Genomic DNA, 24366 nt, shown 5'->3' on the forward strand with positions numbered 1-24366 from the left:
TAGATTTCCAAGTCATTTGCTCACGTCCCTTGCGCACTAATTGCTGAATAGTTGGCATTTTAGCGTAATTACCTGTTTAATTAAAAATTCATTTTATCCCTTCTTTCGTGCATCAAACCCAATTGAATAGAGTTATCCCACACCAATGGGGGTGCAAATTTAACAATTAGTAAGACAAAACAAAACTGTTTATCAGAAAATTATTTCAAAAAGCCTTCTATTCCCAATTCTAAACCACGTAATTCAGCTAAACCACGTAAACGACCTATCGCTGTATAACCTGGGTTTGTTTTCTTTCCTTCTTGTAAATCATCCAACATCCGATGTCCATGATCTGGACGGAATGGCAATCGATAATCTTTCCTACCCGCAGCAATTCGTTTCCTTTGCTCTTGAACTAATCCTTTCATTACTCCAAACATATCTACATCCCCATCCAAATGATCTGCCTCATGAAAATTCCCAAACTCATCACGACGCGTCGCCCGTAAATGAATAAAATTAAATCGATGTCCTAGGCGGTCAACCATACCGACCAAATCATTATCTGCCCGCACACCATAACTACCTGTGCAAAAACATAAGCCATTGGTATTACTTTCATACGCACTCAACAATTGAACCGCGTCGCTTTCTGTACTCACCACACGTGGCAATCCCAAAATTGGATACGGAGGATCGTCTGGGTGAATCGATAACATTACTCCTGCCTCCTCAGCTGCCGGGGTTATTTCTCGTATGAAATCATATAAATTTTCACGTAATTCCTTCTCCCCCACGTTGGCATAAGTATCCAACGCTTCTTGAAAAGACTTTAACGTAAAGCTCTCTTCCGAACCAGGTAAACCGGCAATGATATTTCGAATTAATTTTTCTTGCTGTGCTTGCGTAGCGCTGGCCAACCATTTTTCGGCTCGCGCTATTTGTTCTGCCGTATAATGTTGCTCCGCACCTGGACGCTTTAACAGGAACAATTCAAAGGCGCAAAATTCAGCTGCATCGAATCGCAATCCTGTACTTCCATCCGTAAAACGGAAATCTAAATCCGTCCGCGTCCAGTCCAAAATGGGCATGAAATTATAGCAAACCAAATCCAAACCTGCCTTTCCCACATTTCGTATGGAGGTCTTGTAATTCTCTATGTACTGCTTATAATGGCCAGATCGTGTTTTAATATCTTCATGCACCGGGATGCTTTCAATCACCGACCACGTTAATCCGGCCGCCTCTATGATCGCTTTTCGCTCCAAAATATCGCTTAATTCCCAAACTTGACCGTTGGGAATTTGATGCAATGCACTCACAATTCCAGTAGCGCCCGCTTGACGCACATCGGATAATTTAACGGGGTCATTGGGTCCAAACCACCGCCATGTTTGCTCTAATGCCATAATTTTTTTGTTAGGTTGACAGGGTGTCAAGTCCCGCTGCCGGGGTCTGCGACCCCGGCAGCGGGAAACTATTCTCGCCAACTTCTACGCTGCCGGGGTCATAGACCACCGGCAGCGTAGAGCTTGACCCTCTCTTCTTTTTTAATATTACTACTAAAAGCTCAATTCATTTAAAAATTACTTGATAAATAAAATCATCTTCTTAATAAAAAAAACCTTGCCTGTATAACGGACAAGGTTTTTGTAATCAAGCATTTATATACTTCCTTCAAAATCTGCTGGAAGAGGTGCAAAATTAGGAATTTTTTACAAAGAGCAAAAGCCTAGCCATTTTGATGAGCAGGACGCAACAAATCAGTTACCGTCTTCACGGGATTGAAGGTCTCTAAAGGTACCTCAACAAATAAGGTATTCCAATGCGCCATCGCTCCATTCCATAAACCAGGTAACTCCTGCGCTTTCAAAGACTTGCCATCCTTGGTTTTTTCCGTGATAAATCCCGTCAACATATCTCGGTATTCGATCAAATCACAACCTCTTGTCGCACAGACCAAATCCACCGGATTAAAATGCGTAGCTTCACCAAACAGAGCCTTTTGACTCGCATTTGACATATCTACTTGAGCTGATTCAACCAACTGCAATGTCAAATTACCTGCAGCATCTTGGCACCAAAATGGCCCGCCACCCGGTTCTCCCGTATTTTTAACCACACCGCACACACGCGTTGGCCTACCTAAAATTTTCAATAATTCGGTAGCCTGAGCTTCCAATGATAACTGTTTAAAATCCTCCGAAGCTTCAAAACCCAAAAAGGTCTTCACCTCAACCAATGCCTCTTCAATCAAACTCGGCTTCAATTCCCCCCTTAACCGCATTTCCAAATACGTTATCCCCTCCAGTATCCACAATAACAAACCCGCTAAAGCTTTTTTGTATTCTATGGTCACCGACTTCAAATGATCCGGAACCACATTATCGATGTTTTTAATGAATATGATATCTGCCGACAAATCGTTTAAGTTTTCCAATAAAGCTCCATGTCCCGCAGGGCGGAATAATAACGACCCATCAGCCTCCCGAAATAAGGTGTTATCCATATTCACTGCAACCGTATCCGTTGCCGGTTTTTGCTCCGAAAAAGTTACTTCGAAGTCTACTCCAAAGTGTGATGACCATTGGGGTATCAATTGATTAACCAAATCTTCAAATCTTCCTCGATGCTCAGGGGATACCGTAAAATGCAAACGAGCTGTCTTGCCATCTGATGCATAAGCAGCAGCTTCAACCAAATGTTCCTCTAATGGCGTTCTTGCACCTGAAGAATAGTTGTGAAATTTTAATAGCCCCTTCGGCAAAGAACCGTAATCCATACCAGATGCCCCTAATAAATGTTTTAAAACCTCAACCTCAGTAGACGAATCGCCAGAGATAGCATTTAACTCTTCATAAAAGGCGAAAGATTCTTGTTGGCTAAAAAATAAATTGGATTCCTTATTAGGCTCGCCCGAAGCGATATATTCGAATAACGACTTAAACATCCGAGTAGCTGCTCCAGAAGCTGGGACCATCTTCAATAATTTCAAAGAACTCCGCCTTGACTCAAATCGGCCAATATGCCCAGCCAAATCCTCTTTGGAAAAACGAACAATCCCATCCCCCACCGTCGCCGATTTTTCTAGATTCATCCAAGGAAATCCTTGCTTAAAATATTCAACTTGTTGATTTACTTCTTCCGGACGAATACCGCGGGAAGACAATTGCAATAAATCGTTTGCTGTTAACATAATGCTGGTTTTTTAAAAAATAAATGTACGCTTTGCTTCTAATTTTCCCACATATTCAGTCTGTTAATTTTAATTAAATCCATTCCACTAGCCATCTGATTTTTCTCCTTCAGCCAATTTTGGTAGATTTGAACGAACATGAATGACATCCATCAAATATTGCAACAACATTGGGGCTATACCAGCTTTCGCCCATTGCAACAGGATATTATTGAGTCAGTATTAGCAAAAAAAGACACCTTAGCGCTTCTACCTACTGGTGGCGGCAAGTCCATTTGTTTTCAGGTTCCCGCTCTTGCCAACGACGGTATTTGTATTGTAATTACGCCATTGATCGCTTTGATGCAAGACCAAGTGGAACAATTAATCAGTCGTGGTATTCAAGCGATCGCGATTAATTCAAGCATGTCGAAAAAACAGATCGACATCGCCCTTGATAATTGCATCTATGGCCAAATAAAGTTCATTTACATTTCGCCCGAACGACTAAAAACCCATCTTTTTATCGAGCGTGCCAAACAAATGAACATCACACTTTTGGTCGTCGACGAAGCACATTGTATCTCCCAATGGGGCTATGATTTTAGACCCCCATATTTGGAAATCAATACCTTTAGAGAGCTGATTCCAGGTGTTCCATGTATTGCATTAACTGCATCTGCAAATCAAGAAGTCAAACAAGACATCATCGAAAAACTGGGATTTAAAAACCCGAAAATATTTCAAAAAAGCTTTACTCGCGCCAATCTTTCCTATTCTGGTAAATGGGAAGACAATAAAGACCCCCAACTTGTTCAAATGATCAAAAAAGTAGGGGGAAGTTCCATTGTATACGCACGTAATCGCCGAAAAACACAAGAAATAGCTCAAATGCTCCAGTCTAATGGTATTCTTGCCGAATATTACCATGCAGGGTTGGCCAATGAATTAAGAACACAAAAGCAGACGGAATGGGTACAAAATAAAACCCATTGCATTGTGGCTACCAACGCCTTTGGCATGGGCATTGACAAGCCTGATGTAAGACTAGTAGTCCACATGGATTTACCTGATACCTTAGAAGCCTATTATCAAGAAGCTGGTCGCGCTGGAAGAGATGAGAAAAAGGCCTATGCTGTAATTTTAGTTGAAGAACAAGATATCCTCGACTTGCAAGCAAATTTTGAAAAAACATTCCCTACGCCTACCGTCTTACGCAAGACCTACCAAGTCATTAGCAACTATTTGCAATTAGCTGAAGGAAGTGGTGAACTTAGCACCTATGATTTTGATTGGACCGAAATGGCACGACGCTTTCAACTGCCTACTTCCGAGACTTATTTTGCCATCAAAACGCTAGAAAGCGAAGGGCTATTAATCCTAAATGATGCTTTTCAAAATCCTTCCAAAATACGCATTCAGGCCACAGCTGCAGAAGTTTATGACTTCATGATTCGGAATGAGAAGTTTGAAACATTTATTAAATTCCTTTTAAGGCACTATGGAGGGAATCTCTATACCCAGTTTATTCCCATTTCAGAAGTTAATATCAGCCAACTAATCAAGATGCCTTTAGTGGATGTTGAAAGAATCCTTCAATTACTAACCAAATTTGAAATACTCGAATACGAAAAGCAATCAGGTCTTCCAAAGCTTACGCTGCTTACCCCACGTGCTAATTCTGAAAACTTACCGATTATTTGGAGTGATTACCTAAAGAAGAAAGAACGAAGCCAATTCAAAATCAAGGCCATTGAAACCTATGTCCGCGAAAAGAGTACATGTAGAAATCGATTGATAACAGCCTATTTTGGAGAAGCAGATCAAGCAAATTGTGGCATTTGTGATAATTGCATTCAACGAAAAAAAGAATCCGGTGGAAAGGCCTACCCGGAAGGCATGGAAAAAGAGCGGCAATTAATTCTGAACTACCTAAAAAATGGCGCCATGAGTCTTCAGGATTTAATAGAGTGCCTCCGCCCGTTAACACAAGCAGAGGCAGCTAAAATGATCCAATATTGCCTCGAAATGGGCGATATTGTTTATCAATCAACAGACGTTTTGGCCTTGGCCTCGTCTTGAAATACAAATTTTACTGGATTTTTAACTTGTTGGCCCAGCAAAGCAATCGCCAATACCTCCGTTGCATGTTCCACATAATGGAACTTTAAATCTGATATATAATGTGCTTCAATTTCCTCTACATCCTTCCGATTCTTATTGCACATAATAATCTCCTTAATCCCTGCACGCTTTGCAGCTAAGATTTTCTCTTTAATTCCTCCCACAGGCAATACTTTTCCGCGAAGCGTAATTTCACCTGTCATGGCTAAATTCGCTTTTACCTTGCGTTGAGTCAAGGCAGAGGCAATCGCCGTCAACATCGTTATCCCCGCAGATGGACCATCTTTGGGCACCGCACCAGCTGGTACGTGAATATGTAAATTATATTGATCAAAAATGCGATAATCAATTTGGTAATCATCCGCATGCGCCTTTAAAAAACTCAATGCAGCCACCGCCGATTCCTTCATCACATCACCTAGTTGGCCCGATAATGTCAATTGACCCTTACCTCGATTCAACAACGTTTCAATGAATAAAATATCCCCACCCACAGGTGTCCAAGCCAAGCCTGTAACGACCCCCGCATACTCATTGCTTTCATAGGAATCTTTGTCGAATACTTCTTGACCTAACATCCTTACTACATCTTCAGCTTGAATTTTACCAGGATATTCCTCGCCAATAGCAATTGATTTTGTCATTTTTCTAACTACCCGACCGATCTCTTGTTCTAATTTCCGAACACCAGATTCACGCGTATACCCCTCCACTACTTTTTGAATCGCAGTATCTGACATGGTGAAGGCAATTTTATCAAGACCGTGTTCCATCTTTTGTTTAGGAAGCAAATGCTTTTTCGCGATTTGAACCTTCTCTTCTATGGTATACCCACTCACCTCAATAATCTCCATGCGGTCACGCAAAGCAGGGTGAATCGTGTCTAAATTATTGGCAGTAGCGACAAACATAACACGCGATAAGTCATACTCAACTTCCAAGTAATTGTCTAAAAAACTATTGTTTTGTTCTGGGTCTAAAACCTCCAACAAAGCCGAGGAAGGATCCCCGCGATGATCTGCTCCCACCTTATCAATCTCATCTAAGATAAAGACAGGGTTCGAAGAACCTGCCTTTTTGATATTCTGAATTACCTTACCTGGCATGGCACCGATGTAGGTTTTACGATGGCCCCGAATTTCCGCTTCATCACGCAATCCTCCCAATGCCATACGAACATATTTCCGACCCAATGCCTTCGCAATTGATCTGCCTAATGAAGTTTTACCAACCCCCGGAGGACCGTACAAACAAAGGATTGGGGCTTTCATATCGCCCTTCATCTTCAACACCGCTAAGTACTCAATGATGCGTTCTTTTACTTTCTCTAAGCCAAAATGATCCGCATCCAAGACCTTTTTTGCCTTGATTAAATCAAAATTATCTTTGGAATATTCCCCCCATGGCAGGTCTGCTAAAAGCTCAACATAATTCATGAGCATCGGATATTCCGGTGACATCGAATTCGTACGTTGCAACTTGCTTAATTCCTTTTGAAAGAAATCATTGACTTCTTTTGTCCACGTTTTCTTTAATGCACGTGCACGAAGACCATCCAATTCCTGCTCAGGACTTTCCACCCCGAGCTCCTCTTGGAGGACTTTAATTTGTTGGCGAATGTAGTAATCCCGCTGTTGTTGATCAATATCACTCGAAGCCTTGCTTTGAATTTCACGTTTCAATTCCAATAATTGAATATCCTTCATCATATGCTCCAACAAAGTTGTCGCTTGCTCCAGGCCATTCAATTGCTCGAGTAAGGCCTGTTTTTCAGGTAATTCGGCGTTGACATTGGAAGACAAAAAATGCACCAAATACGATGGCGATTCGATATTATCCAGTGCAATCTGAACCTCACGCGGAATTTCAGGATTTAGATTCAGTATTTTTGAAGCATTTTCCTTCAATGTGGAAATCAAAGCCTTATTCTCCCGATTCAATTTCTTTGGAAATGTATCTTCTAAATAATTGACTTTCGCAATCAGATTTGGCTCCGTCTTGACATATTCCTTCACTTCAAAGCGCTTTCTTCCTTGTACAATAATCGTAGTATTCCCGCCAGGTAAAACGAACATCTTTACAATATGTCCAACGGTTCCAATCTTATATAAATCTTCCGGCTGTGGCTCTTCTTTCGAATGATTAGCTTGTGCCAAAACACCTATCGTACGATCGCCTTTGTAAGCTTTCTTGACTAAGCGTACCGATTTTTGGCGACTCACGGTAATGGGAATCACCATGCCCGGAAACAAAACGATATTTCGAATAGGCAAAATCGGCAACTCCTCTGACAAAACGCCCATTTTGTCATCACTCCCCATCCCCTCTGATCCAATTGGAATCAATTCAATATTCTCGAAGTCAGACATATCTGATAATCTCAAATGCTTAAAAAGGTCGTTTGAATTATTCATACACACAATTTATATTATTCCCCTCGTTATTTTTTCTAAAAGTATGCGCACATAATCAAAAATCATGCCACATGACCTTTTGGCAGACCACTTTATTCAAAAACGTGATTCCATTGATTTGACTGAAACAAATAGGAACGTTTTTGATCGCCTCGTGCGACGTGGAAAAGATTAGTCTGATCCGGAAAAGTTTCAGCCAATAAGCTATTTTCCCAATTCATGCCCTTCAATGGTTGCTCAGTAGGCAATTCAACATAAACCCAAATGACATCCTTAACCGCTTCCCATCCCAAATAACGATAGGGGGTCGTAAGTTTTTGATTTACCAGAATTCCTACGTGTTTGCGCAGATATGACTCTAAGATTTTATCCGTCCGCGGGCCTTCCTGAAAAATAAATCTCCTACCGGAATAGGCACTTAAGCCAAGCTCTAAATCATCTTGAAACAAGCGAATACTAATTTCCCAAACCTTTTCTTTGGGATTGTATATACATTCACCCATACTGGAATGAAACGGATGCATATTCCCCAAAACAGGCAAAGCTAGTAGCAATAAAAAGAAAAATCCTTTTTTCAATCTTTAGAACAATTTATAGAAATCATTCCCAAAAGTATATGCCATTAAAGCAAGTAAGATGATCATACCCACTTGCTGAGCGCGCTCCAATACTTTCTCTGATGCCGGTTTTCCCGTAATCATCTCATAAATCAAGAAAATGGCATGGCCACCATCCAAGGCAGGAATAGGCAAAATGTTCATGAAGGCTAATGCCATTGATAATAAACCCGTCAACATCCAAAAGCGATTCCAATCCCAAACTCCACCAAACATCTGAGCGATACCAATTGGTCCACTCAAGGCTTTGGAAGCCGAAACATCCCCCGTGGCAATCTTTTTAAATCCACGAATATTATCCGATATAACCGAGAAAGCGCGACCCGTACCAATCCCCAACGACTGAACAAATGTATAATCTTCATGCGTCGTTTTAATCAACAACTCAGGAATAAATCCGATTTGTCCGCTTTTCGCGACAACCATGGATAATGTATCCGATTTACCTTGTCGGTTAATCGCCAACCGTATGGGCTTTCCAGCCTCTTTCCCTAAAATCTCTTTGATTTCATGATAAAAATGAATGGCCTGTCCGTTCACGGCTGTAATATAATCTCCAGCTTTTAAACCTGCCGAATACGCTGGCAATAACTCACCATCTTCACTCCCTGGTTCTTCAGGCGCGGCAACTTCTGCCACTTTAAAAGCAGCGACTGGCTCGATGAAAGCAGCCTTTTTATCACTCAATTTCTCAATGAAATTAGAAGGAATTTTAACTTCGATTTCTTGGCCATTACGTAAAACCGTGTAAGATGAATTTTCCCCCAACAAGACGTCAGAAGTTCTTAAATCTGCCAATGACTTGAAATCAGAACCATTTACCTTGACTACCTTATCCCCCGTTTTTAAGCCAATTTGCTTGCCAAGATCTAAAGCAACAATACCATTTTTGTTCAATTCCTCTTTGGATATAAAATTATTGCCATTCGAAAAAGTGAGTGCCACAAAAATGACAACACCCGTTATCACATTAACAATTACTCCACCCAACATGACAATTAATCGCTGCCAAGCTGGTTTGGCACGAAACTCCCACGGTTCTGGTTCTTTTGCTAATGTCGCTGCATCTTGCGTTTCATCAATCATACCTGCAATGGACACATAGCCTCCAAGCGGAAACCAACCTAATCCATATTCCGTATCACCTACTTTCTTTTTAAAAATAGCAAAGTTTAACACGGTAGGAATCGGGAATAAAAAATCAAAAAACAGGTAAAATTTTTCGACACGCATTTTAAACCACTTAGCCGTAATGAAGTGACCAAACTCGTGTAATGTTACTAAAATCGACAGCCCCAATATCAACTGTCCTGCCATAATCAAACCTTCCATACCTTATTTATTTTGTTTATTTACCCACATTTGGGCCATTTCTCTCGTTAATTTATCTGTAGCAATATAGTCTTCTAAACTTGGTTCTTGTAAAAAAGTTCCTTTCGTCATGCAATCAGCCAATAAATCTGACATTGCTAAAAAACCAATTTCATCTTTCAAAAAGGCTTCTACCGCCACTTCATTCGCCGCATTTAAGATACAAGGCATATTCCCTCCTTGATCCAATGCCTGAAACGCTAAACCTAAGTTTCGGAATGTCTCCAAATCTGGCTGTTCAAAAGTAAGCATGGCAAAATCTCGAAAATCAAATCTTGGAAAATCTGCCTTCATTCGATTCGGATATCCCAATGCGAATTGAATGGGTAATTTCATGTCGGGTAATCCCAACTGTGCCTTGATTGAGCCATCTTCAAATTGCACCAAAGAATGTACAATCGATTGCGGATGAACGACCACATCAATCTGCGATGCCTTGACATCGAACAACCAAGCCGCCTCAATAACCTCCAAGCCTTTATTCATTAAGCTCGCTGAATCAATGGTTATTTTAGCCCCCATTGTCCAATTAGGATGTTTTAAGGCCTGAGCTCGCGTAACTCCTGCTAACTCCTCACGTTTCTTTCCTCGAAAAGGTCCTCCTGAAGCGGTCAAAATCACTTTTTCAATAGGATTATGAGATTCGCCCATCAAGCATTGAAATATTGCGGAATGCTCCGAATCCACGGGCAATATCGGCACGCCCATAGTACGTGCCAAAGGCATAATCAGAGAACCAGCAACAACCAACGTTTCCTTATTTGCCAATGCAATGGGTTTCCCAGCTTTAATCGCCTTCACAGTTGGAAGCAAACCAGCATAACCTACTAAAGCTGTCAATACAATGTCCACATGGTCCAAAGAAACGACTTCCAACAATGCCTCCGCTCCTACTAAAACTTGAATAGATGTTCCAGAAAGCGCTTCTTTAACAAAGGCATATTTTTGCTCATCGCCGATAACCACATGACTGGGAAGAAATTGAAGGGCCTGCTCTACCAACAAATCTGCATTCGATTGTGCGGTTAAAACAGCGATTGAAAAAGCATGCGGATGCTGCTTTACAACGTCCAATGTCTGCGTCCCGATGGAACCTGTAGATCCTAGAATAGCTATTCTTTTCATCCGAGCATTAACATGATTTTTTGAACAAATTCAATCCAAGTAGAAGGTCTAAGCAGCGTAATAAATAGCACGCCAAATAAACCTCCATATAAATGAGCGGAATGGTTGACATTGTCACGACCTCGGCGATCCATAGCAATGGAATACCAGGTAAACAGTCCTGCGTAAATAAAACCCGGGATTTCAACAAAGCCGAAAAGATAAATCTTCTCAGTAGGGAAGAACATAATCCCAGCAAAAATAACTGCAGAAACGGCACCAGAAGCACCTAGCGAATTAAAATAATGATTATTTCGCTGTTTAAAATAAGTAGGTAAATCAGCGGCAAGAATAGCTAACAAATAAAAAATGATAAAAATTACGTCACCGTATCCTGGAAAAATGATTGAAAAAATAATTTCCAATTGCGTCCCAAAAAAGTAAAAGGAGAATAAGTTAAAAAACAAATGGGTGAAGTCGGCATGAATAAATCCAGAGGTCAAAAAGCGCCAATATTCTTGTTTTTTATTAATTCGATAGGGTGACATGGTCATCGCATCCAACCAAGCAGGCTTTTGCCAAGCAAGAAGTGAAATTGCGACCGTAATGGCCATTATCATGAAACTGAGTGAATTCGATATCCCCATTGAATACGGGCTATGCCCATTAAATTTTAGCCTACAAAACTACATTAAACTTCCCGATCAACCAACCCAGAAAGGAATTTACCTAATACCTCTTTTTGCTCAGATTGCAGGTTTAATTGGTCAATTGCCTCAAAAGCCAAATCAAAATACTGATTAATTTTTGCTTCGGTCTCAGCGCGAATTCCCAAGTCGGTATATAGTTGCGTAATGGCTCTAACCTTTTCCGCAGGGTTGGGATTAGCGGCTGCTAACCAAGCATGTAATGAAGCAAGTGCCTCGCCTTGAGCTGACTCAAGTGCGCGGATCAACAGATAGGTTTTTTTATTTGCTAAAATATCACCTCCAACTTGCTTACCAAATTTCTCAGGATCGCCATAGACATCTAACAAATCATCTTTCAATTGAAATCCTAAACCAATACGTTCCCCAATTTCATAAAGTGTTTTAGCTTTTGATGCATCCACTCCTGCCAAAATACCGCCCATTTCCATCGATAAACCAATCAAAACAGATGTTTTTAAGCGAATCATTTCAATATATTCTCCCACCGTAACAGCGGACCGACTTTCAAAATTCATGTCCATTTGTTGGCCTTCACATACCTCAGCAGCTGTACGATTAAATCGGAGCAAAAGATGTTGGTATTCAGCCAAAGACAAATGTTGGCAATTATTTAAATATTGATAGGCATTCACCAGCATTACATCTCCTGAAAGAATTGCGATGTTATCATTCCACTTTTCATGAACCGTTTGCTTTCCGCGTCGCAGCGGCGCCTTATCCATGATATCATCATGCATCAAGGTGAAATTATGAAAGATCTCAATGGATAAGGCTGTTGGAACAACCTTTTCCCAATCACCTTTAAACAAAGAATAGGACAATAAACATAGTACAGGCCGAATCCGCTTACCGCCCAATTGCATTAAATAGCGAATTGGCTCATATAGTTCTTGAGGAGATTCTCCTAATTTTTGTTCCTTGATTTCGGCTTCCAGCGCGGGCAAAAATTGTTGTATCATAATTATCGATCTACTTCGCCCATGACTAAATCCATGGAACCAATGATAGCTACTAAATCGGCTAAATAAGCACCTTTTGCTAAATCAGGAATTACCGACAAGTGATGAAATGAGCAAGCGCGCACTTTCACTCGGGTTGGAATATCTGATTTACCATCGGCACGAATATAAAAACCTAATTCACCTTTTGGGTTTTCAGCTCTGGCATAAATATCTTGAGCTGTAGGTCTAATTTTCTTTGAGACAAACGCTTGCGGGTCGAAAGATGGCGTACGCGCATGTTCATGCGTAAGCACTGATAAGCATTGTTCAATTATACGAATGGATTCAATACATTCCCTTACACGCACATGATTACGATCCCAGCAGTCCCCTGTTTGGCCCTTTATACCTTCCCCTATAGGAATATCAAATTCTAATTCAGGATAAACCGAATAAGCATCTACTTTTCGTAGATCATAGGCTAACCCTGAGCCTCGCAAAACAGGACCAGTACAGCCATAATTTATAGCTAAATTCAGCGGCAAAACACCAACATTAGCGGTTCTTTTTATAAAAATAGCATTTTCTTCGACGATTTTCTGTACTTCCGAAATCGTATTTTTCAATACAGGGATAAGCTCAGCCGTTCGTTCCTCAAATCCAATGGGCAAATCATAAAACAACCCACCCACCCAAACATAATTATACAACATTCGAGCGCCTGATAGCCATTCGAGCAAGCGTTGAATATGTTCACGATCTCGCATAACCCACAAAAAAGGGGTGTAGGCGCCGATATCTAACCCGTATGTTCCAATGGCAACAAAATGTGATGCGATGCGATTGAGTTCTGCAACCAAAACGCGTATGTATTCAATACGCTTTGGAAGTGTACCTGAGATCCCCAGCATCTTCTCCACCCCCATTACATAGGCATGTTCAGAATTCATAGACGCCATATAATCGAGGCGATCCACGTAGGGAATTATCTGGTTAAAAGGTAAGGCTTCAGCGTGTTTCTCAAAGCAACGATGCAGGTATCCCAAATGAGGTACAACATCTACTACCAACTCTCCATCTGAAATAACTTCTAGCCGCAAAACCCCATGCGTTGACGGGTGTTGTGGCCCTAAAGAAATCAACATTTCCTCCGATTTCAAGTCAGCAAGCTGATACTGATTCGGATCAGAGTCTTTAAAATTCTGAGAAAGAAATTCGTATTGAATGGGATTCATTAAACAAAAATGAAGAAAGTATCTCACATATAAAAGTCGGAAGGCGGTAGCATGATGAGAATATCAATTAATTATCAGATATTTTCGATAAAGTGTTTGGCAAGAAAAATATTTCTTATACCTTTGCATTCCGTTTCGAATCGAGGCGTAAACAGATTTTACAAATATGGCAAAGAAAGGAAATCGCATTCAAGTAATCTTGGAATGTACAGAGCACAAAGAGTCTGGTCTACCAGGGATGTCACGTTACATCACGACTAAGAATCGTAAAAACACAACTGCTCGTATTGAGTTGAAAAAATACAACCCAGTATTGAAGAAAGTTACTTTACACAAAGAAATTAAATAAGGTTTAATACCAAAGAATCATGGCTAAGAAAGTAGTTGCAACACTAAAGAAAGAAGGAGGCGTTAAGTACGCTAAAATCATCAAGGCGGTTAAAAACCCAACGACAGGAGCTTATACCTTCAAAGAAGAAATTATTCTTCAAGATGAGGTTAACGCAGCATTGAAAAACTAGTTTTTTCGTCGGCAATTTATCGCTAGCATATTGAAGTCCCTTTTTCGGGGACTTTTTTTTGTTTACCTTCAACACAAAATAGACAATTAATCGGATGGGATTATTTGATTTTCTCAAAAAGAAACCGGCTCCAGAAGAGCAAGCAGACCTCGAGGAGGCGTTGGATAAAGGTTTGGAAAAAACCAAAGAAGGGTTTATTTCAAAAATGGGACGTGCGGTATTGGGGAAATCGAAAGTCGACGACGATGTCCTTGATGAATTAGAGGAAATTCTTTTAACCTCAGATGTAGGGGTTGCCACGACGCTTAAAATCATCGAACGCATTGAGCGTAGAGTTGAGCGCGACAAGTTTGTATCCACAGAAGAGCTCGACCAAGTATTGCGTGAGGAAGTGGCAGCACTGCTTGACGAAAATAAATCGTATGATATAGAAAATGCATTTGCTGAACCTACCCAAAAGCCTTATGTCATTATGGTGGTGGGTGTTAATGGGGTTGGCAAAACGACGACCATCGGTAAATTAGCATCTCAATTTCATCAAAATGGCTTGAAAGTAGTTCTAGGAGCTGCAGACACATTTCGTGCAGCAGCAGTCGACCAACTTAAATTATGGGGTGAACGTGTGGGCATTCCGGTGATAGATCATGGAATGAACACCGATCCGGCATCTGTTGCATATGATACGGTTAAAAAAGCGGTAGAAATGCAGGCTGATATTGTAATCATTGATACGGCAGGCCGTTTACATACGAAGGTTAATTTAATGACTGAATTATCTAAGATGAAACGTGTGGTTCAAAAATTCATCCCAGAGGCGCCTCATGAAGTTTTGCTGGTATTGGATGGTTCTACTGGCCAAAATGCTTTCATTCAGGCGCAAGAATTCACCAAGGCAACCGAAGTAACGGCCTTAGCGATAACCAAACTAGATGGGACAGCAAAGGGTGGAGTGGTAATTGGTATCTCAGATCAATTTAAGATTCCAGTCAAATACATTGGCGTAGGCGAAAAAGTCTCCGACTTGCAAGTTTTCAATAAAACGACATTTGTTGAGTCCCTTTTCGCCAAAAAATAATTATTTCTTCTGTTCTTTAGCCCAGGTATCTTTCAAGGTAACGGTACGGTTAAACACCAAGTGATCTGGTTTTGAGTCTCGGTCTAGGCAATAATATCCTTTACGAATAAATTGTACCGCTTCTCCCAGTTTTGCGTTGGCTAAACTTGGCTCTACAAACGCTTTTTCAATGATTTGTAGCGATTCCGGATTTATGAATTTAACAAAATCGTCACCTAGCTCAGACGCGTCTTCAACAATTAACAGTCGATCAAAAAGCCTTACCTCTGCTTGAATAGCATGTGGAATGGAAACCCAGTGTATGGTTCCTTTTACTTGAATCCCCGATGTATCTTGACCCGATTTACTTGACGGAATATAGGATGCATGAATTTCTTTTACTGAGCCATCAGCATGCAACTCAAAATGCTCACAAGTGATAATATAAGCACCTTTCAAACGAACTTGCAAACCAGGTCCTAGACGGAAAAATTTCTTAGGAGGCTCAATCATGAAGTCATCACGCTCAATATATAATTCGCGCGAGAAAGGGACAATGCGTTTACTGGTTTCAGGATCTTCTGGATTATTCTCAACCAATAAATCTTCGGTTTGATTCGCTGGGTAATTGGTAATGACCAATTTAACTGGATCCAGAACAGCCATGACACGATCTGCCAATTTGTTTAGATCTTCACGAATACAAAATTCCAATAAGCTGATATCAATTAGGTTATCTCGCTTGGCCACACCGATACGATCGCAAAAATTACGAATAGACGCTGAAGTAAACCCCCTTCTGCGGAGCGCAGAGATGGTGGGCATTCGTGGGTCGTCCCAGCCCGATACAACCTTTTCATTTACCATTTGCAAGAGTTTACGCTTGCTCATAACGGTATGAGAGAGATTTAGTCGAGCAAATTCATATTGATGTGAGGGGAAAATTTCCAATTTATTTATAAACCAATCATAAAGTGGCCGATGTACATCAAATTCCAGGGTACAGATGGAATGCGTAATGCCTTCCATGGAATCGCTTTGGCCATGGGCAAAATCGTACATGGGATAAATGCACCATTGACTTCCGGTACGATGATGTGGTACATGTCGAATGCGATACATTAAAGGGTCACGCATGTGCATATTGGGATGCGACATATCGATTTTTGCCCGCAATACTTTGGCACCATCAGCAAAATCTCCATTCCGCATGGCAGAAAACAAAGACAAATTCTCCTCAATAGATCGATCACGGAACGGACTATTCGTTCCAGGAGAAGTTGGGGTGCCTTTCAAAGCAGCTATTTCTTCAGCGGAGGAATCGTCTACATAGGCTAAGCCTTTTGAAATTAGGGAGACCGCAAATTGATAGATTTGCTCAAAATAGTTTGAAGCATAAAGTTCATTCTCCCATTGAAATCCCAACCATGCAACGTCTGATTTAATTGAATCGACGTATTCAGTCTCTTCAGTCATGGGATTCGTATCGTCAAATCGCAAATTTGTTTTACCTCCAAATTTCTGAGCTAAGCCAAAATTTAGGCATATACTTTTGGCATGACCAATGTGTAAATACCCATTTGGCTCAGGTGGGAAACGTGTAAATATGCCTTGCGGATATTTACCTTCAGCAATATCTGACTGAACGATTTCTTCTAAAAAATTCAAAGATTTGGATTTGGAATCTTCCATGTAGGCATTTAATTATTTTGATCAAATAAAAATTACCCACAAAAATAAACATATTTTGGCAACCACACACACTAAGAATCCACATATCGCGTTATTAAAAAAATGCCTAATTACTACTAATTAATAATTTTTTCTATTTAATCTAAAAAATAATTTTTAACTTGGCAGTTGAAAAAATAACCAAAAGATTTTTACAAGAACATCTACTCAATTATTCCTTTATCATAATGAATAAATTATTCAAATTCTCCCTCACGCTAGCCCTGACAATAGTTAGCGCTTTGGCGTTTTCCCAAACTACGCCACTAATAAACGGGCTTTCAAATGTAAAAATGAATGGAGTAAACACGTACTCTGTATTTTTTAAGGTTTCTGGTTGTGCATCAGGCTACGATTGGTCTGCCTCGAATAATCAAGGGGTAACTTCAGATATGTCAACAACTTGGGATGTGACCTACGGATCTAATACGGCTGATACCGTTTCAACCGTTGCTTTAGGTAACAATGCAAACAATAGTTTTTGGATTCCTGACAATAATTCGCCTTACCAATATACCGTACATTGCGCTGGAGCAACTGCTCCATCTGACCCTAAAGCAGTAGTGCAAATTTATGTGTTGCCTCAACCGGTTGTTGATTGGGCACCTCCAGTAGCCGTTGTTAGTCGTCAATGTGCTTACATAGATAACCCAACGGGAGGAGTAGTTCGTTTGAAAGCGGACGGATGTTATGATGAAGTTGAGTGGACTAAACCAGATGGTTCTACAGAAGTAGTTTGGGAAGAATTTGATGGTATTTTAACCTTAAGTGGTAACTATCAAGAAGGTGAATATCGCGCTAGATGTAAGTTTAACAAGCTCTTTGAAGATAGTAACAACGCGAGAGTAACTGTTTTTCCTCAAACTAGAAGCGGAAATTCATTTGTTGGCAGAGAATACTTCCCTCCACAAAATTTACGTCTTAGTTCAACAGCAGCTTTGGGCTCAGGGGAATGGACAGAAATTTGTGATGGCAGAGCAATCGACTTGAAACCCGCTATGTCAGATGCCTTTGCAGGTAGAATGTCATATCAATGGTTTTTAAACAATACTTTAGTTGCATCGAATTATACTGGCGTGTTAAATACCGGAGGACAAGGAAATTATTTTGTTCGTGTTTCTTCAAAAGGAGGTGCAGGTATTTGTGGATTTTCAGATTCAAACGTATTTACTATCAATAAAATCGGTTTAGATAAACCGGTAATTTTAGGAAACAACAAATATTGTGTTGATGGTGTAACTACCTTAAATGTAGATTCAACAAGCTTAGTGAAGCAACAAGGCTATTTAATGCCTGCTAGACCTACAGCGCCATCGAAATTTACATGGTATGTTAATGGTGTTGAACAGACTAGCTTAGGAAATCTTTCGAGCATAAAGGCTAATACGAATATTTCCGTTCAAGTGGCTTACACGACAAACTATGGTTGTAATTCTGTGTTATCTGATGCGGTTGCGGTTACTAACTATGAGAGACCAGCGACGCCAAGTATCACCGCTAAAACAAAATTGGGTTGGTGCTTCGGAACCCCGATACAAGCTATCCTTGAGTCGTCAGATTTACCCAATGGTGAAACAACTAAGTATGAGTGGAGCAATAAGGCTACAGGTAAATTAGCAAATATTGATAAAGATGGAAGCTATACAGTTCGTTTGATTAACACGGACGGATGTTACTCTTTAGCCTCAAGTCCAGTAACAATTACAGTATTACCATTGCCAGCTGCTCCGACTATTGCCACTGCCAATGGTGCATCTCCATTCTTCTGTGTTAAGTCAGAAACGGGTGCCCTAAATGCTGTTAACTTAGTAGCAACAACTACAAACGACGTAATCTGGAGCACTAAATTTGAAGGAAAGATACTTGCTGATGTAAGAACCAGTGGTACTTATACAGCTACAGCACGTGATGCCAACGGTTGTATCTCGTTGAACTCTAATGGTATCAAGGTTGTCGCACAACCAAACCCAGCACTAGGATCAGATACAAAGATCATTAAAGAAGGTGTTTATACCTTAAGAGCAACAAACTTCCCTTCTGCTGCAACAGTGAATGCAACAGGTGCAGGTGAATATGTTTGGAGATTTGGTTCAACCTTGTTAACACCTAAAACCTTTATCTCAAAAGTAAAAACTGCGGGAGATTACACAGTATCTAGAAAATATCTTTACACTGTCGATGGCACTCCACTAACGTGTATTACAGATGCTGTGAAATATACTTACGTTGTTGATCCTGATTTTTCTGGTGTAGCAGTATATCCTAATCCAATTACCGCAGCAAGCGCTAACGCAACTGCTAAAGTTCAAATTCAAATTTTAGAAGATTGGGTTAATGGTGAAATTACATTATTTGATATGGTTGGTCGCCCAGTTTATTCAGGTAAAATTGCCAACACAGATGGAACATCAGTTCTTGAAGTAGGTGGTTTAGCAAATGGAATTTACATCCTTCAAATTAAAGCTGACGGAGATAAATCATTTGTAGGTAAAGTCATCGTAAATAAATAATTCGATATAGTCTTATTAAAAGCCGATCCGAAACGATCGGCTTTTTTATTATGAGAAAATTAGGTTTACTTCTCTTTCTTATTTCGATCCAATGTGACGCACAGTGGACATTCGTAGACATCCCCACCAAAGCATCGTTCAGGGCATTAAAATCTTATCAAGATGAACTTTGGGTTAGTGGTTCGGGAGGAACGGTTGGACATTCAAAGGATGCTGGGAAAACATGGGAGTTTCAGCAAGTACCTCATGCAGAAACACTTGATTTTAGGGACCTATCAATCATAAATACACAACAAATACTGCTAATGAGTGCGGGGCCTTCAGAAGAAGGGAAAGCCATTGTATTTAAAACAGAAGACGGTGGTAATAACTGGAACCGCCTAATTCAAATAAAGGAGCCAGGATACTTCTTTGATTGCATACAATGGGATTCCAAAAATCAATTCGCATGGCTTTTATCTGACCCAATTGATACAAAACTCACGTTGTTTACTATTCAAGATAAATTACTCAAGCGACAAGATGCGCTTAGCTCACCATCTCTCCAGCCAAAAGAGGCATTTTTTGCTGCGAGTGGCTCGAGTATGCTTAAATTGAAAGATAAGTTGATACTCGTAGGAGGAGGTGCAGATTCAGCAAGGATATATACGTACAACATAAACAAGAAAACGTGGGTAACCAACAACCCAGGTGTTCCAACAGGCGAGGCGAAAGGTTATTTTTCTGTCGGCGCCAAAAATGATCAAGAAATATGGGCAGTGGGAGGTGATTACCGAAAATTGAATGAACGATCTATCCCAATAATCACGACAGGCGATGGAGGAAAGCATTGGATTAAATTGCTAAACACCCCAGCATTCTATATGGAAAAAGTCATTTGGGCAAAACCCTACTGGATTGTAACCGGCCCGTCACAAAGTGCAGCCTATCATGAAAAAACAAAACGATGGCGCATTTTAGGCAATAGTCCATTCCACAATATCATCCAAGTAGGAAATACTATATGGGGAATTGGAGCAAAAGGCCAATTAGGTTATATCAGCCTCTCAACCATAGATCAATTATTTCTTTCGAAAGAATAAAGAAATTGGTGTCCCGTCTAATTTGAAATTTTTACGCATCTGATTTTCCAAATACCGCTCGTAACTCTCTTTAATATATTGAGGTAAGTTACAGAAGAAAATAAAGGTGGGATAAGGTGTAGAAACTTGCGTACAGTATTTAATCTTAATGTATTTCCCTTTCCAAGCTGGAGGAGGGTAATTTTGAATTACCTCCAACATGACATCATTCAACTTCGATGTAGAAATCTTTTGCGAACGATTCTCGTACACTTCTAGCATCATTTCTAATACTTGGAAAATACGCTTTTTCTCCATCACAGAAGTAAAAATTACTGGCATATAATTTAAAGGAGCCATACGTTCTTTGATAGCTTTTTCAAGTGCGTTCGCGGTATTGGTGTCTTTAGCTACCAAATCCCACTTATTCACCATCAAGACAATCCCCTTTTTCGCTTTATCAGCCATACTCACAATGTTCATATCTTGAGCTTCCAAACCGGTTAATGGATCAATCGTTGTTGCATCAATTAAGATTATCGCAATATCACATTCCTCTAACGCTTTAATCGAACGAAGCACGGAATAATATTCAATGTTATCATCAATGCGTGCTTTTCTACGAATCCCAGCAGTATCGGTAATGATAAAATCCTTGCCATATAAGGTATATCGGTTTTGAATGGCATCACGTGTTGTGCCCGCCATGTCAGTTACAATCGAACGATCTCTGCCTAATAAAGCATTCAGAAATGATGACTTTCCTACATTGGGGCGACCCAATATTGCGACACGCGGAACGCCTGCCTCGGGATTTTCAATTCCTTCATCTTTGAAATGTGAGATCATTTCGTCCAACATATCGCCCGTTCCACTCCCACTTTCTGCCGCAATTGGGAAAGGGTCTCCCAAGCCTAATTCATAAAATTCAGCAGATGCCATGGCTTTTTCATGCGTATCAGCTTTATTGGCGACAAGGATAACGGGTTTTTTTGACCTCCGTAAAACTTTAGCAAAATCCTTATCTAAATCAGTTAGACCCGTTTGACAATCCACAACAAACAATAAAACCGCAGATTCTTCAATAGCCAATTCAACTTGCTCGCGAATCGCTCCTTCAAAAATATCTTCCGAACCATGCACATATCCTCCCGTATCAATTACAGAAAAGAATTTCCCTGTCCATTGACCATATCCGTAATGTCTGTCACGCGTAACGCCTGACATATTATCCATGATGGCTTTTTTCTGTTCAATTAAACGGTTAAACAACGTTGATTTGCCCACATTTGGACGGCCTACAATGGCTACTATATTTGACATAAGTCCTAAAAATTAATCGGGTGAATACCCGAATGATCGCAATTTATCTGCTTTTGCACGCCAATCTGGCTCTACCTTCACAAATTGCTCTAAAAAAACCTTTTTATTAAAGAATGCTTCCAAATCAGCACGTGCTTGGATACCTACCTTCTTAATACTCTCACCTTTATGGCCTATAATAATGGCACGCTGAGAAACGCGTTCAACATATATCTCAGACGCAATTCGTAAAATAGTAGGTTCATCTTTAAATGAAGTTACCACTACCTCACAGGAATACGGAATTTCCTTCTTATAATTTAAAAATATCTTTTCACGAATAATCTCAGCCGCAAAAAACCGCTCAGATTTATCCGTAAGTTCATCCTTATCAAAAAATGGTGGATGAATCGGTAAATTCTCTACAATGTGCTTAAATATTTGATCTAAATGAACATTTTCTTGAGCCGAAATGGGAAGAATAGGCCTGCCAGGAAATATTCCTTGCCAATACTCCATACAAACCTGCAATTTCTCATCAGTGACCAAATCAATTTTATTCAACAAAACGACAATGGGAGTATTGGTATGATCTTTCCAATTGGTTAGAAAATCCAAATCCTCATAGGTATCAAATACATCCGTTACATACAAGACAACATCTGCATCCTCCAAAGAGTTCTTAACAAAGGCCATCATCGATTTATGCAACTCATATTTAGGCAGTAATACCCCAGGAGTATCCGAATAAATTATCTGATATTCATCACCATGGTACTCGCCATTCAGCATTCCAAGTATTCTGTGCCGCGTTGTTTGGGCTTTTGAACTTACAATCGATAAGCGCTCACCTACTAAAGCATTCATAAGTGTACTCTTCCCCACATTGGGCTTTCCAATAATACTTATAAAACCTGCTTTATGCTGCTGGGCCATGTCAAATACTAAATTGCCCGACCGGGATATTGTGAATAATTATACAAAGATACTTGTTTTTAACGAATTAACCCTGCATATTTGCACTCCAATATATCGCGGGGTGGAGCAGTTGGTAGCTCGTTGGGCTCATAACCCAAAGGTCGTCAGTTCGAGTCTGGCCCCCGCTACTAGAAAAAGGTCTTCAATTGAAGGCCTTTTTTATTTTCTAGAAAATTAATTGACCGCTAGATAAATCTTTCTTTAACCAAGCAATTTGATTTCATACGTTTGCATTGAATGGATTAAACAATGCGCATGAAAACAACTCTTAAGCTACCAGGATTAGACACTTGTCTTATTGCGGATGTATTATTTATTGAGGGAAAAAGCAATTACAGCATCATCTACCTCAAAGGGAAAAGCCCAATTACAATGGCTAAAACGTTAAAAAAGTTCGAATCCCAATTGCGGCTACATCAATTTTTACGGATACATAAATCCTATTTAATCAATCAGGCGAATTTATCTGAAAATGGCATTAATGATGAGAATATGATTCAGCTTAATGATGGAACCCATCTCCCGGTCTCGAGAAGAAAAAGAGAAATTATCAAAAAGAGTTTATAAAAAAAGGCTTCCAAAATTGGAAGCCTTTTTTATGTAATTCCTATACTGTATTTTATTTACCTGCAGGAGCTGCTAATAAATCAAAGAACTGATCCAACTTCGGCGTCACGATAATTTCAGTGCGTCGGTTTTGCTTACGACCTGCACGGCTATTGTTACCTGATTGTGGCTCATATTCACCACGACCACCTGCAGTCATGCGCTCAGGATCTACTCCAAATTTAGTTTGCAACAAGCGTACTACAGAGGTTGCACGCATAGCACTTAAATCCCAGTTGTCTTTGAATTCTGGCGTTGAAATTGGCACAGCATCCGTGTGACCCTCAACCAAAATGTCTAGACCCTTATGGTCATTAACCACCTTAGCTACTTTAGCTAAAACAGCTTCTGCCTTCGTACTAACATTAGCAGAACCCGACGCAAACATCAGCTTATCTGAAATGGAGATATAAACCACCCCTTTCTTAACTTCAATTGAAACATCTTCATCATTAACATCCGCCAATGAACGCTTTAAATTCATAACCAATGATAAATTAACCGAATCCTTCTTTTGAATAGATGAGTTCAAATCCTTGATATACTTTCCTTGCTCATTCAACGCATCCAATGATTTACGAATACTCTCAGCACCGGACTTATTGATAACGGATAAGTCAGACAAACGGTCTAATAAGTTGGTATTGGTTTTTTTCATGTAATCCAATTGCTCTTGTAAAGATTTCAATTGATTATTTTTTGCGTCTAAATCAGCATCACGCTTTTTTACCTCTCCTTGAAGACTAGCTGTTAATGATTGACAATCAGCTAAATCTGATTTGGCACGCGAAACAGTTTGATCACTACTAGCTTGTAATTCTGTTAAACGTGACTGCAATTCTGTTAACTTTTTCTTGCTAGCACAAGAGGTAAACAAAAATGGCAATATTGCCAGCACCCAAATTAATTTTTTCATAAACGTATAATTAA

20 protein-coding genes and 1 tRNA gene are annotated in these 24366 nt (G+C 40.1%); 8 read left to right on the forward strand and 13 right to left on the reverse strand.

What is annotated here, in order from left to right; all coding sequences use genetic code 11:
• Positions 1-200 precede the first annotated feature (200 nt).
• Complete coding sequence (gene uxuA / locus ACIQZ2_RS04120; RefSeq protein WP_395767577.1) at positions 201-1391, reverse strand: mannonate dehydratase; 1191 nt, start codon at positions 1389-1391, stop codon at positions 201-203.
• 323 nt (positions 1392-1714) lie between these two features.
• Positions 1715-3178 carry a DUF4301 family protein gene (locus ACIQZ2_RS04125; protein ID WP_395767578.1) on the reverse strand — a complete coding sequence of 488 codons (1464 nt, stop codon included), beginning with the start codon at positions 3176-3178 and terminating at the stop codon, positions 1715-1717.
• Between the two features lie 138 nt (positions 3179-3316).
• On the opposite strand from ACIQZ2_RS04125, the gene ACIQZ2_RS04130 reads away from it, so the two are divergent.
• Positions 3317-5239 carry an ATP-dependent DNA helicase RecQ gene (locus ACIQZ2_RS04130; protein ID WP_395767579.1) on the forward strand — a complete coding sequence of 641 codons (1923 nt, stop codon included), beginning with the start codon at positions 3317-3319 and terminating at the stop codon, positions 5237-5239.
• Here the strand turns inward: ACIQZ2_RS04130 and lon are convergent.
• From lon to ACIQZ2_RS04165, 7 genes are all read right to left on the reverse strand, one after another.
• On the reverse strand, positions 5203-7695 hold the full coding sequence (lon, locus tag ACIQZ2_RS04135) for an endopeptidase La (RefSeq protein WP_395767580.1): 2493 nt from the start codon (positions 7693-7695) through the stop codon (positions 5203-5205). The genes ACIQZ2_RS04130 and lon overlap by 37 nt on opposite strands.
• A gap of 92 nt (positions 7696-7787) precedes the next feature.
• The gene (locus tag ACIQZ2_RS04140; protein WP_395767581.1) at positions 7788-8273 is read right to left on the reverse strand and encodes a DUF6702 family protein; all 486 of its coding nucleotides are present in this window, start codon (positions 8271-8273) and stop codon (positions 7788-7790) included.
• 3 nt (positions 8274-8276) lie between these two features.
• Complete coding sequence (gene rseP / locus ACIQZ2_RS04145; protein ID WP_395767582.1) at positions 8277-9644, reverse strand: RIP metalloprotease RseP; 1368 nt, start codon at positions 9642-9644, stop codon at positions 8277-8279.
• A gap of 3 nt (positions 9645-9647) precedes the next feature.
• Complete coding sequence (locus ACIQZ2_RS04150; RefSeq protein ID WP_395767583.1) at positions 9648-10808, reverse strand: 1-deoxy-D-xylulose-5-phosphate reductoisomerase; 1161 nt, start codon at positions 10806-10808, stop codon at positions 9648-9650.
• On the reverse strand, positions 10805-11434 hold the full coding sequence (locus ACIQZ2_RS04155; protein WP_395767584.1) for a rhomboid family intramembrane serine protease: 630 nt from the start codon (positions 11432-11434) through the stop codon (positions 10805-10807). The genes ACIQZ2_RS04150 and ACIQZ2_RS04155 overlap by 4 nt, the downstream gene beginning before the upstream one ends.
• 44 nt (positions 11435-11478) lie before the next feature.
• The gene (locus tag ACIQZ2_RS04160) at positions 11479-12456 is read right to left on the reverse strand and encodes a polyprenyl synthetase family protein (RefSeq protein WP_395767585.1); all 978 of its coding nucleotides are present in this window, start codon (positions 12454-12456) and stop codon (positions 11479-11481) included.
• Positions 12457-12458: 2 nt separating this feature from the next.
• Positions 12459-13673 carry an NADH-quinone oxidoreductase subunit D gene (locus tag ACIQZ2_RS04165; protein WP_395767586.1) on the reverse strand — a complete coding sequence of 405 codons (1215 nt, stop codon included), beginning with the start codon at positions 13671-13673 and terminating at the stop codon, positions 12459-12461.
• A gap of 166 nt (positions 13674-13839) precedes the next feature.
• On the opposite strand from ACIQZ2_RS04165, the gene rpmG reads away from it, so the two are divergent.
• From rpmG to ftsY, 3 genes are all read left to right on the forward strand, one after another.
• A complete protein-coding gene (gene rpmG / locus ACIQZ2_RS04170) occupies positions 13840-14022 on the forward strand; it encodes a 50S ribosomal protein L33 (RefSeq protein WP_109325429.1) in 183 nt (60 codons plus the stop codon).
• A gap of 19 nt (positions 14023-14041) precedes the next feature.
• Complete coding sequence (locus ACIQZ2_RS04175; RefSeq protein WP_109324168.1) at positions 14042-14194, forward strand: DUF4295 domain-containing protein; 153 nt, start codon at positions 14042-14044, stop codon at positions 14192-14194.
• 94 nt (positions 14195-14288) lie between these two features.
• Positions 14289-15269 carry a signal recognition particle-docking protein FtsY gene (gene ftsY / locus ACIQZ2_RS04180; RefSeq protein ID WP_395767587.1) on the forward strand — a complete coding sequence of 327 codons (981 nt, stop codon included), beginning with the start codon at positions 14289-14291 and terminating at the stop codon, positions 15267-15269.
• Here ftsY and ACIQZ2_RS04185 read toward each other — a convergent pair whose 3' ends face one another.
• Complete coding sequence (locus ACIQZ2_RS04185; protein ID WP_395767588.1) at positions 15270-16940, reverse strand: glutamine--tRNA ligase/YqeY domain fusion protein; 1671 nt, start codon at positions 16938-16940, stop codon at positions 15270-15272.
• Between the two features lie 332 nt (positions 16941-17272).
• Between ACIQZ2_RS04185 and ACIQZ2_RS04190 the strand changes: the two genes are divergently transcribed.
• Positions 17273-19489, forward strand: a complete 2217-nt coding sequence (locus tag ACIQZ2_RS04190; protein WP_395767589.1) for a T9SS type A sorting domain-containing protein — start codon at positions 17273-17275, stop codon at positions 19487-19489.
• Between the two features lie 50 nt (positions 19490-19539).
• A complete protein-coding gene (locus tag ACIQZ2_RS04195) occupies positions 19540-20571 on the forward strand; it encodes a YCF48-related protein (protein WP_395767590.1) in 1032 nt (343 codons plus the stop codon).
• Here ACIQZ2_RS04195 and der read toward each other — a convergent pair.
• Together der and era are read right to left on the reverse strand one after the other, a co-directional pair.
• A complete protein-coding gene (der, locus tag ACIQZ2_RS04200; RefSeq protein WP_395767591.1) occupies positions 20551-21873 on the reverse strand; it encodes a ribosome biogenesis GTPase Der in 1323 nt (440 codons plus the stop codon). The genes ACIQZ2_RS04195 and der overlap by 21 nt on opposite strands.
• Positions 21874-21885: 12 nt before the next feature.
• Positions 21886-22788 (reverse strand): GTPase Era, encoded by a 903-nt coding sequence (era, locus tag ACIQZ2_RS04205; RefSeq protein ID WP_395767592.1) that lies wholly within the window; start codon positions 22786-22788, stop codon positions 21886-21888.
• A 97-nt stretch (positions 22789-22885) separates the two neighbouring features.
• Here era and ACIQZ2_RS04210 point away from each other — a divergent pair.
• Positions 22886-22958 (forward strand) — tRNA-Met (locus ACIQZ2_RS04210).
• Between the two features lie 127 nt (positions 22959-23085).
• Entirely contained in the window at positions 23086-23397 is a 312-nt protein-coding gene (locus ACIQZ2_RS04215) for a LytR/AlgR family response regulator transcription factor (RefSeq protein ID WP_395767593.1), read from the forward strand.
• A 52-nt stretch (positions 23398-23449) separates the two neighbouring features.
• Here the strand turns inward: ACIQZ2_RS04215 and ACIQZ2_RS04220 are convergent, their stop codons facing one another.
• On the reverse strand, positions 23450-24352 hold the full coding sequence (locus tag ACIQZ2_RS04220) for an OmpA family protein (protein WP_395767594.1): 903 nt from the start codon (positions 24350-24352) through the stop codon (positions 23450-23452).
• Positions 24353-24366 lie beyond the last annotated feature (14 nt).

This window comes from Aquirufa sp. (assembly GCF_044342065.1).
Lineage (GTDB): Bacteria > Bacteroidota > Bacteroidia > Cytophagales > Spirosomataceae > Aquirufa.

Bases quoted from the DNA above. Each gene is read 5' to 3' on its own strand.
- uxuA (WP_395767577.1), bottom strand. From the start codon at position 1,391: ATGGCATTAGAGCAAACATGGCGGTGGTTTGGACCCAATGACCCCGTT.
- ACIQZ2_RS04125 (WP_395767578.1), bottom strand. From the start codon at position 3,178: ATGTTAACAGCAAACGATTTATTGCAATTGTCTTCCCGCGGTATTCGT.
- ACIQZ2_RS04130 (WP_395767579.1), top strand. From the start codon at position 3,317: ATGAATGACATCCATCAAATATTGCAACAACATTGGGGCTATACCAGC.
- lon (WP_395767580.1), bottom strand. From the start codon at position 7,695: ATGAATAATTCAAACGACCTTTTTAAGCATTTGAGATTATCAGATATG.
- rseP (WP_395767582.1), bottom strand. From the start codon at position 9,644: ATGGAAGGTTTGATTATGGCAGGACAGTTGATATTGGGGCTGTCGATT.
- ACIQZ2_RS04150 (WP_395767583.1), bottom strand. From the start codon at position 10,808: ATGAAAAGAATAGCTATTCTAGGATCTACAGGTTCCATCGGGACGCAG.
- ACIQZ2_RS04155 (WP_395767584.1), bottom strand. From the start codon at position 11,434: ATGGGGATATCGAATTCACTCAGTTTCATGATAATGGCCATTACGGTC.
- ACIQZ2_RS04160 (WP_395767585.1), bottom strand. From the start codon at position 12,456: ATGATACAACAATTTTTGCCCGCGCTGGAAGCCGAAATCAAGGAACAA.
- ACIQZ2_RS04165 (WP_395767586.1), bottom strand. From the start codon at position 13,673: ATGAATCCCATTCAATACGAATTTCTTTCTCAGAATTTTAAAGACTCT.
- rpmG (WP_109325429.1), top strand. From the start codon at position 13,840: ATGGCAAAGAAAGGAAATCGCATTCAAGTAATCTTGGAATGTACAGAG.
- ACIQZ2_RS04175 (WP_109324168.1), top strand. From the start codon at position 14,042: ATGGCTAAGAAAGTAGTTGCAACACTAAAGAAAGAAGGAGGCGTTAAG.
- ftsY (WP_395767587.1), top strand. From the start codon at position 14,289: ATGGGATTATTTGATTTTCTCAAAAAGAAACCGGCTCCAGAAGAGCAA.
- ACIQZ2_RS04185 (WP_395767588.1), bottom strand. From the start codon at position 16,940: ATGGAAGATTCCAAATCCAAATCTTTGAATTTTTTAGAAGAAATCGTT.
- ACIQZ2_RS04190 (WP_395767589.1), top strand. From the start codon at position 17,273: ATGAATGGAGTAAACACGTACTCTGTATTTTTTAAGGTTTCTGGTTGT.
- ACIQZ2_RS04195 (WP_395767590.1), top strand. From the start codon at position 19,540: ATGAGAAAATTAGGTTTACTTCTCTTTCTTATTTCGATCCAATGTGAC.
- der (WP_395767591.1), bottom strand. From the start codon at position 21,873: ATGTCAAATATAGTAGCCATTGTAGGCCGTCCAAATGTGGGCAAATCA.
- era (WP_395767592.1), bottom strand. From the start codon at position 22,788: ATGGCCCAGCAGCATAAAGCAGGTTTTATAAGTATTATTGGAAAGCCC.
- ACIQZ2_RS04215 (WP_395767593.1), top strand. From the start codon at position 23,086: ATGAAAACAACTCTTAAGCTACCAGGATTAGACACTTGTCTTATTGCG.
- ACIQZ2_RS04220 (WP_395767594.1), bottom strand. From the start codon at position 24,352: ATGAAAAAATTAATTTGGGTGCTGGCAATATTGCCATTTTTGTTTACC.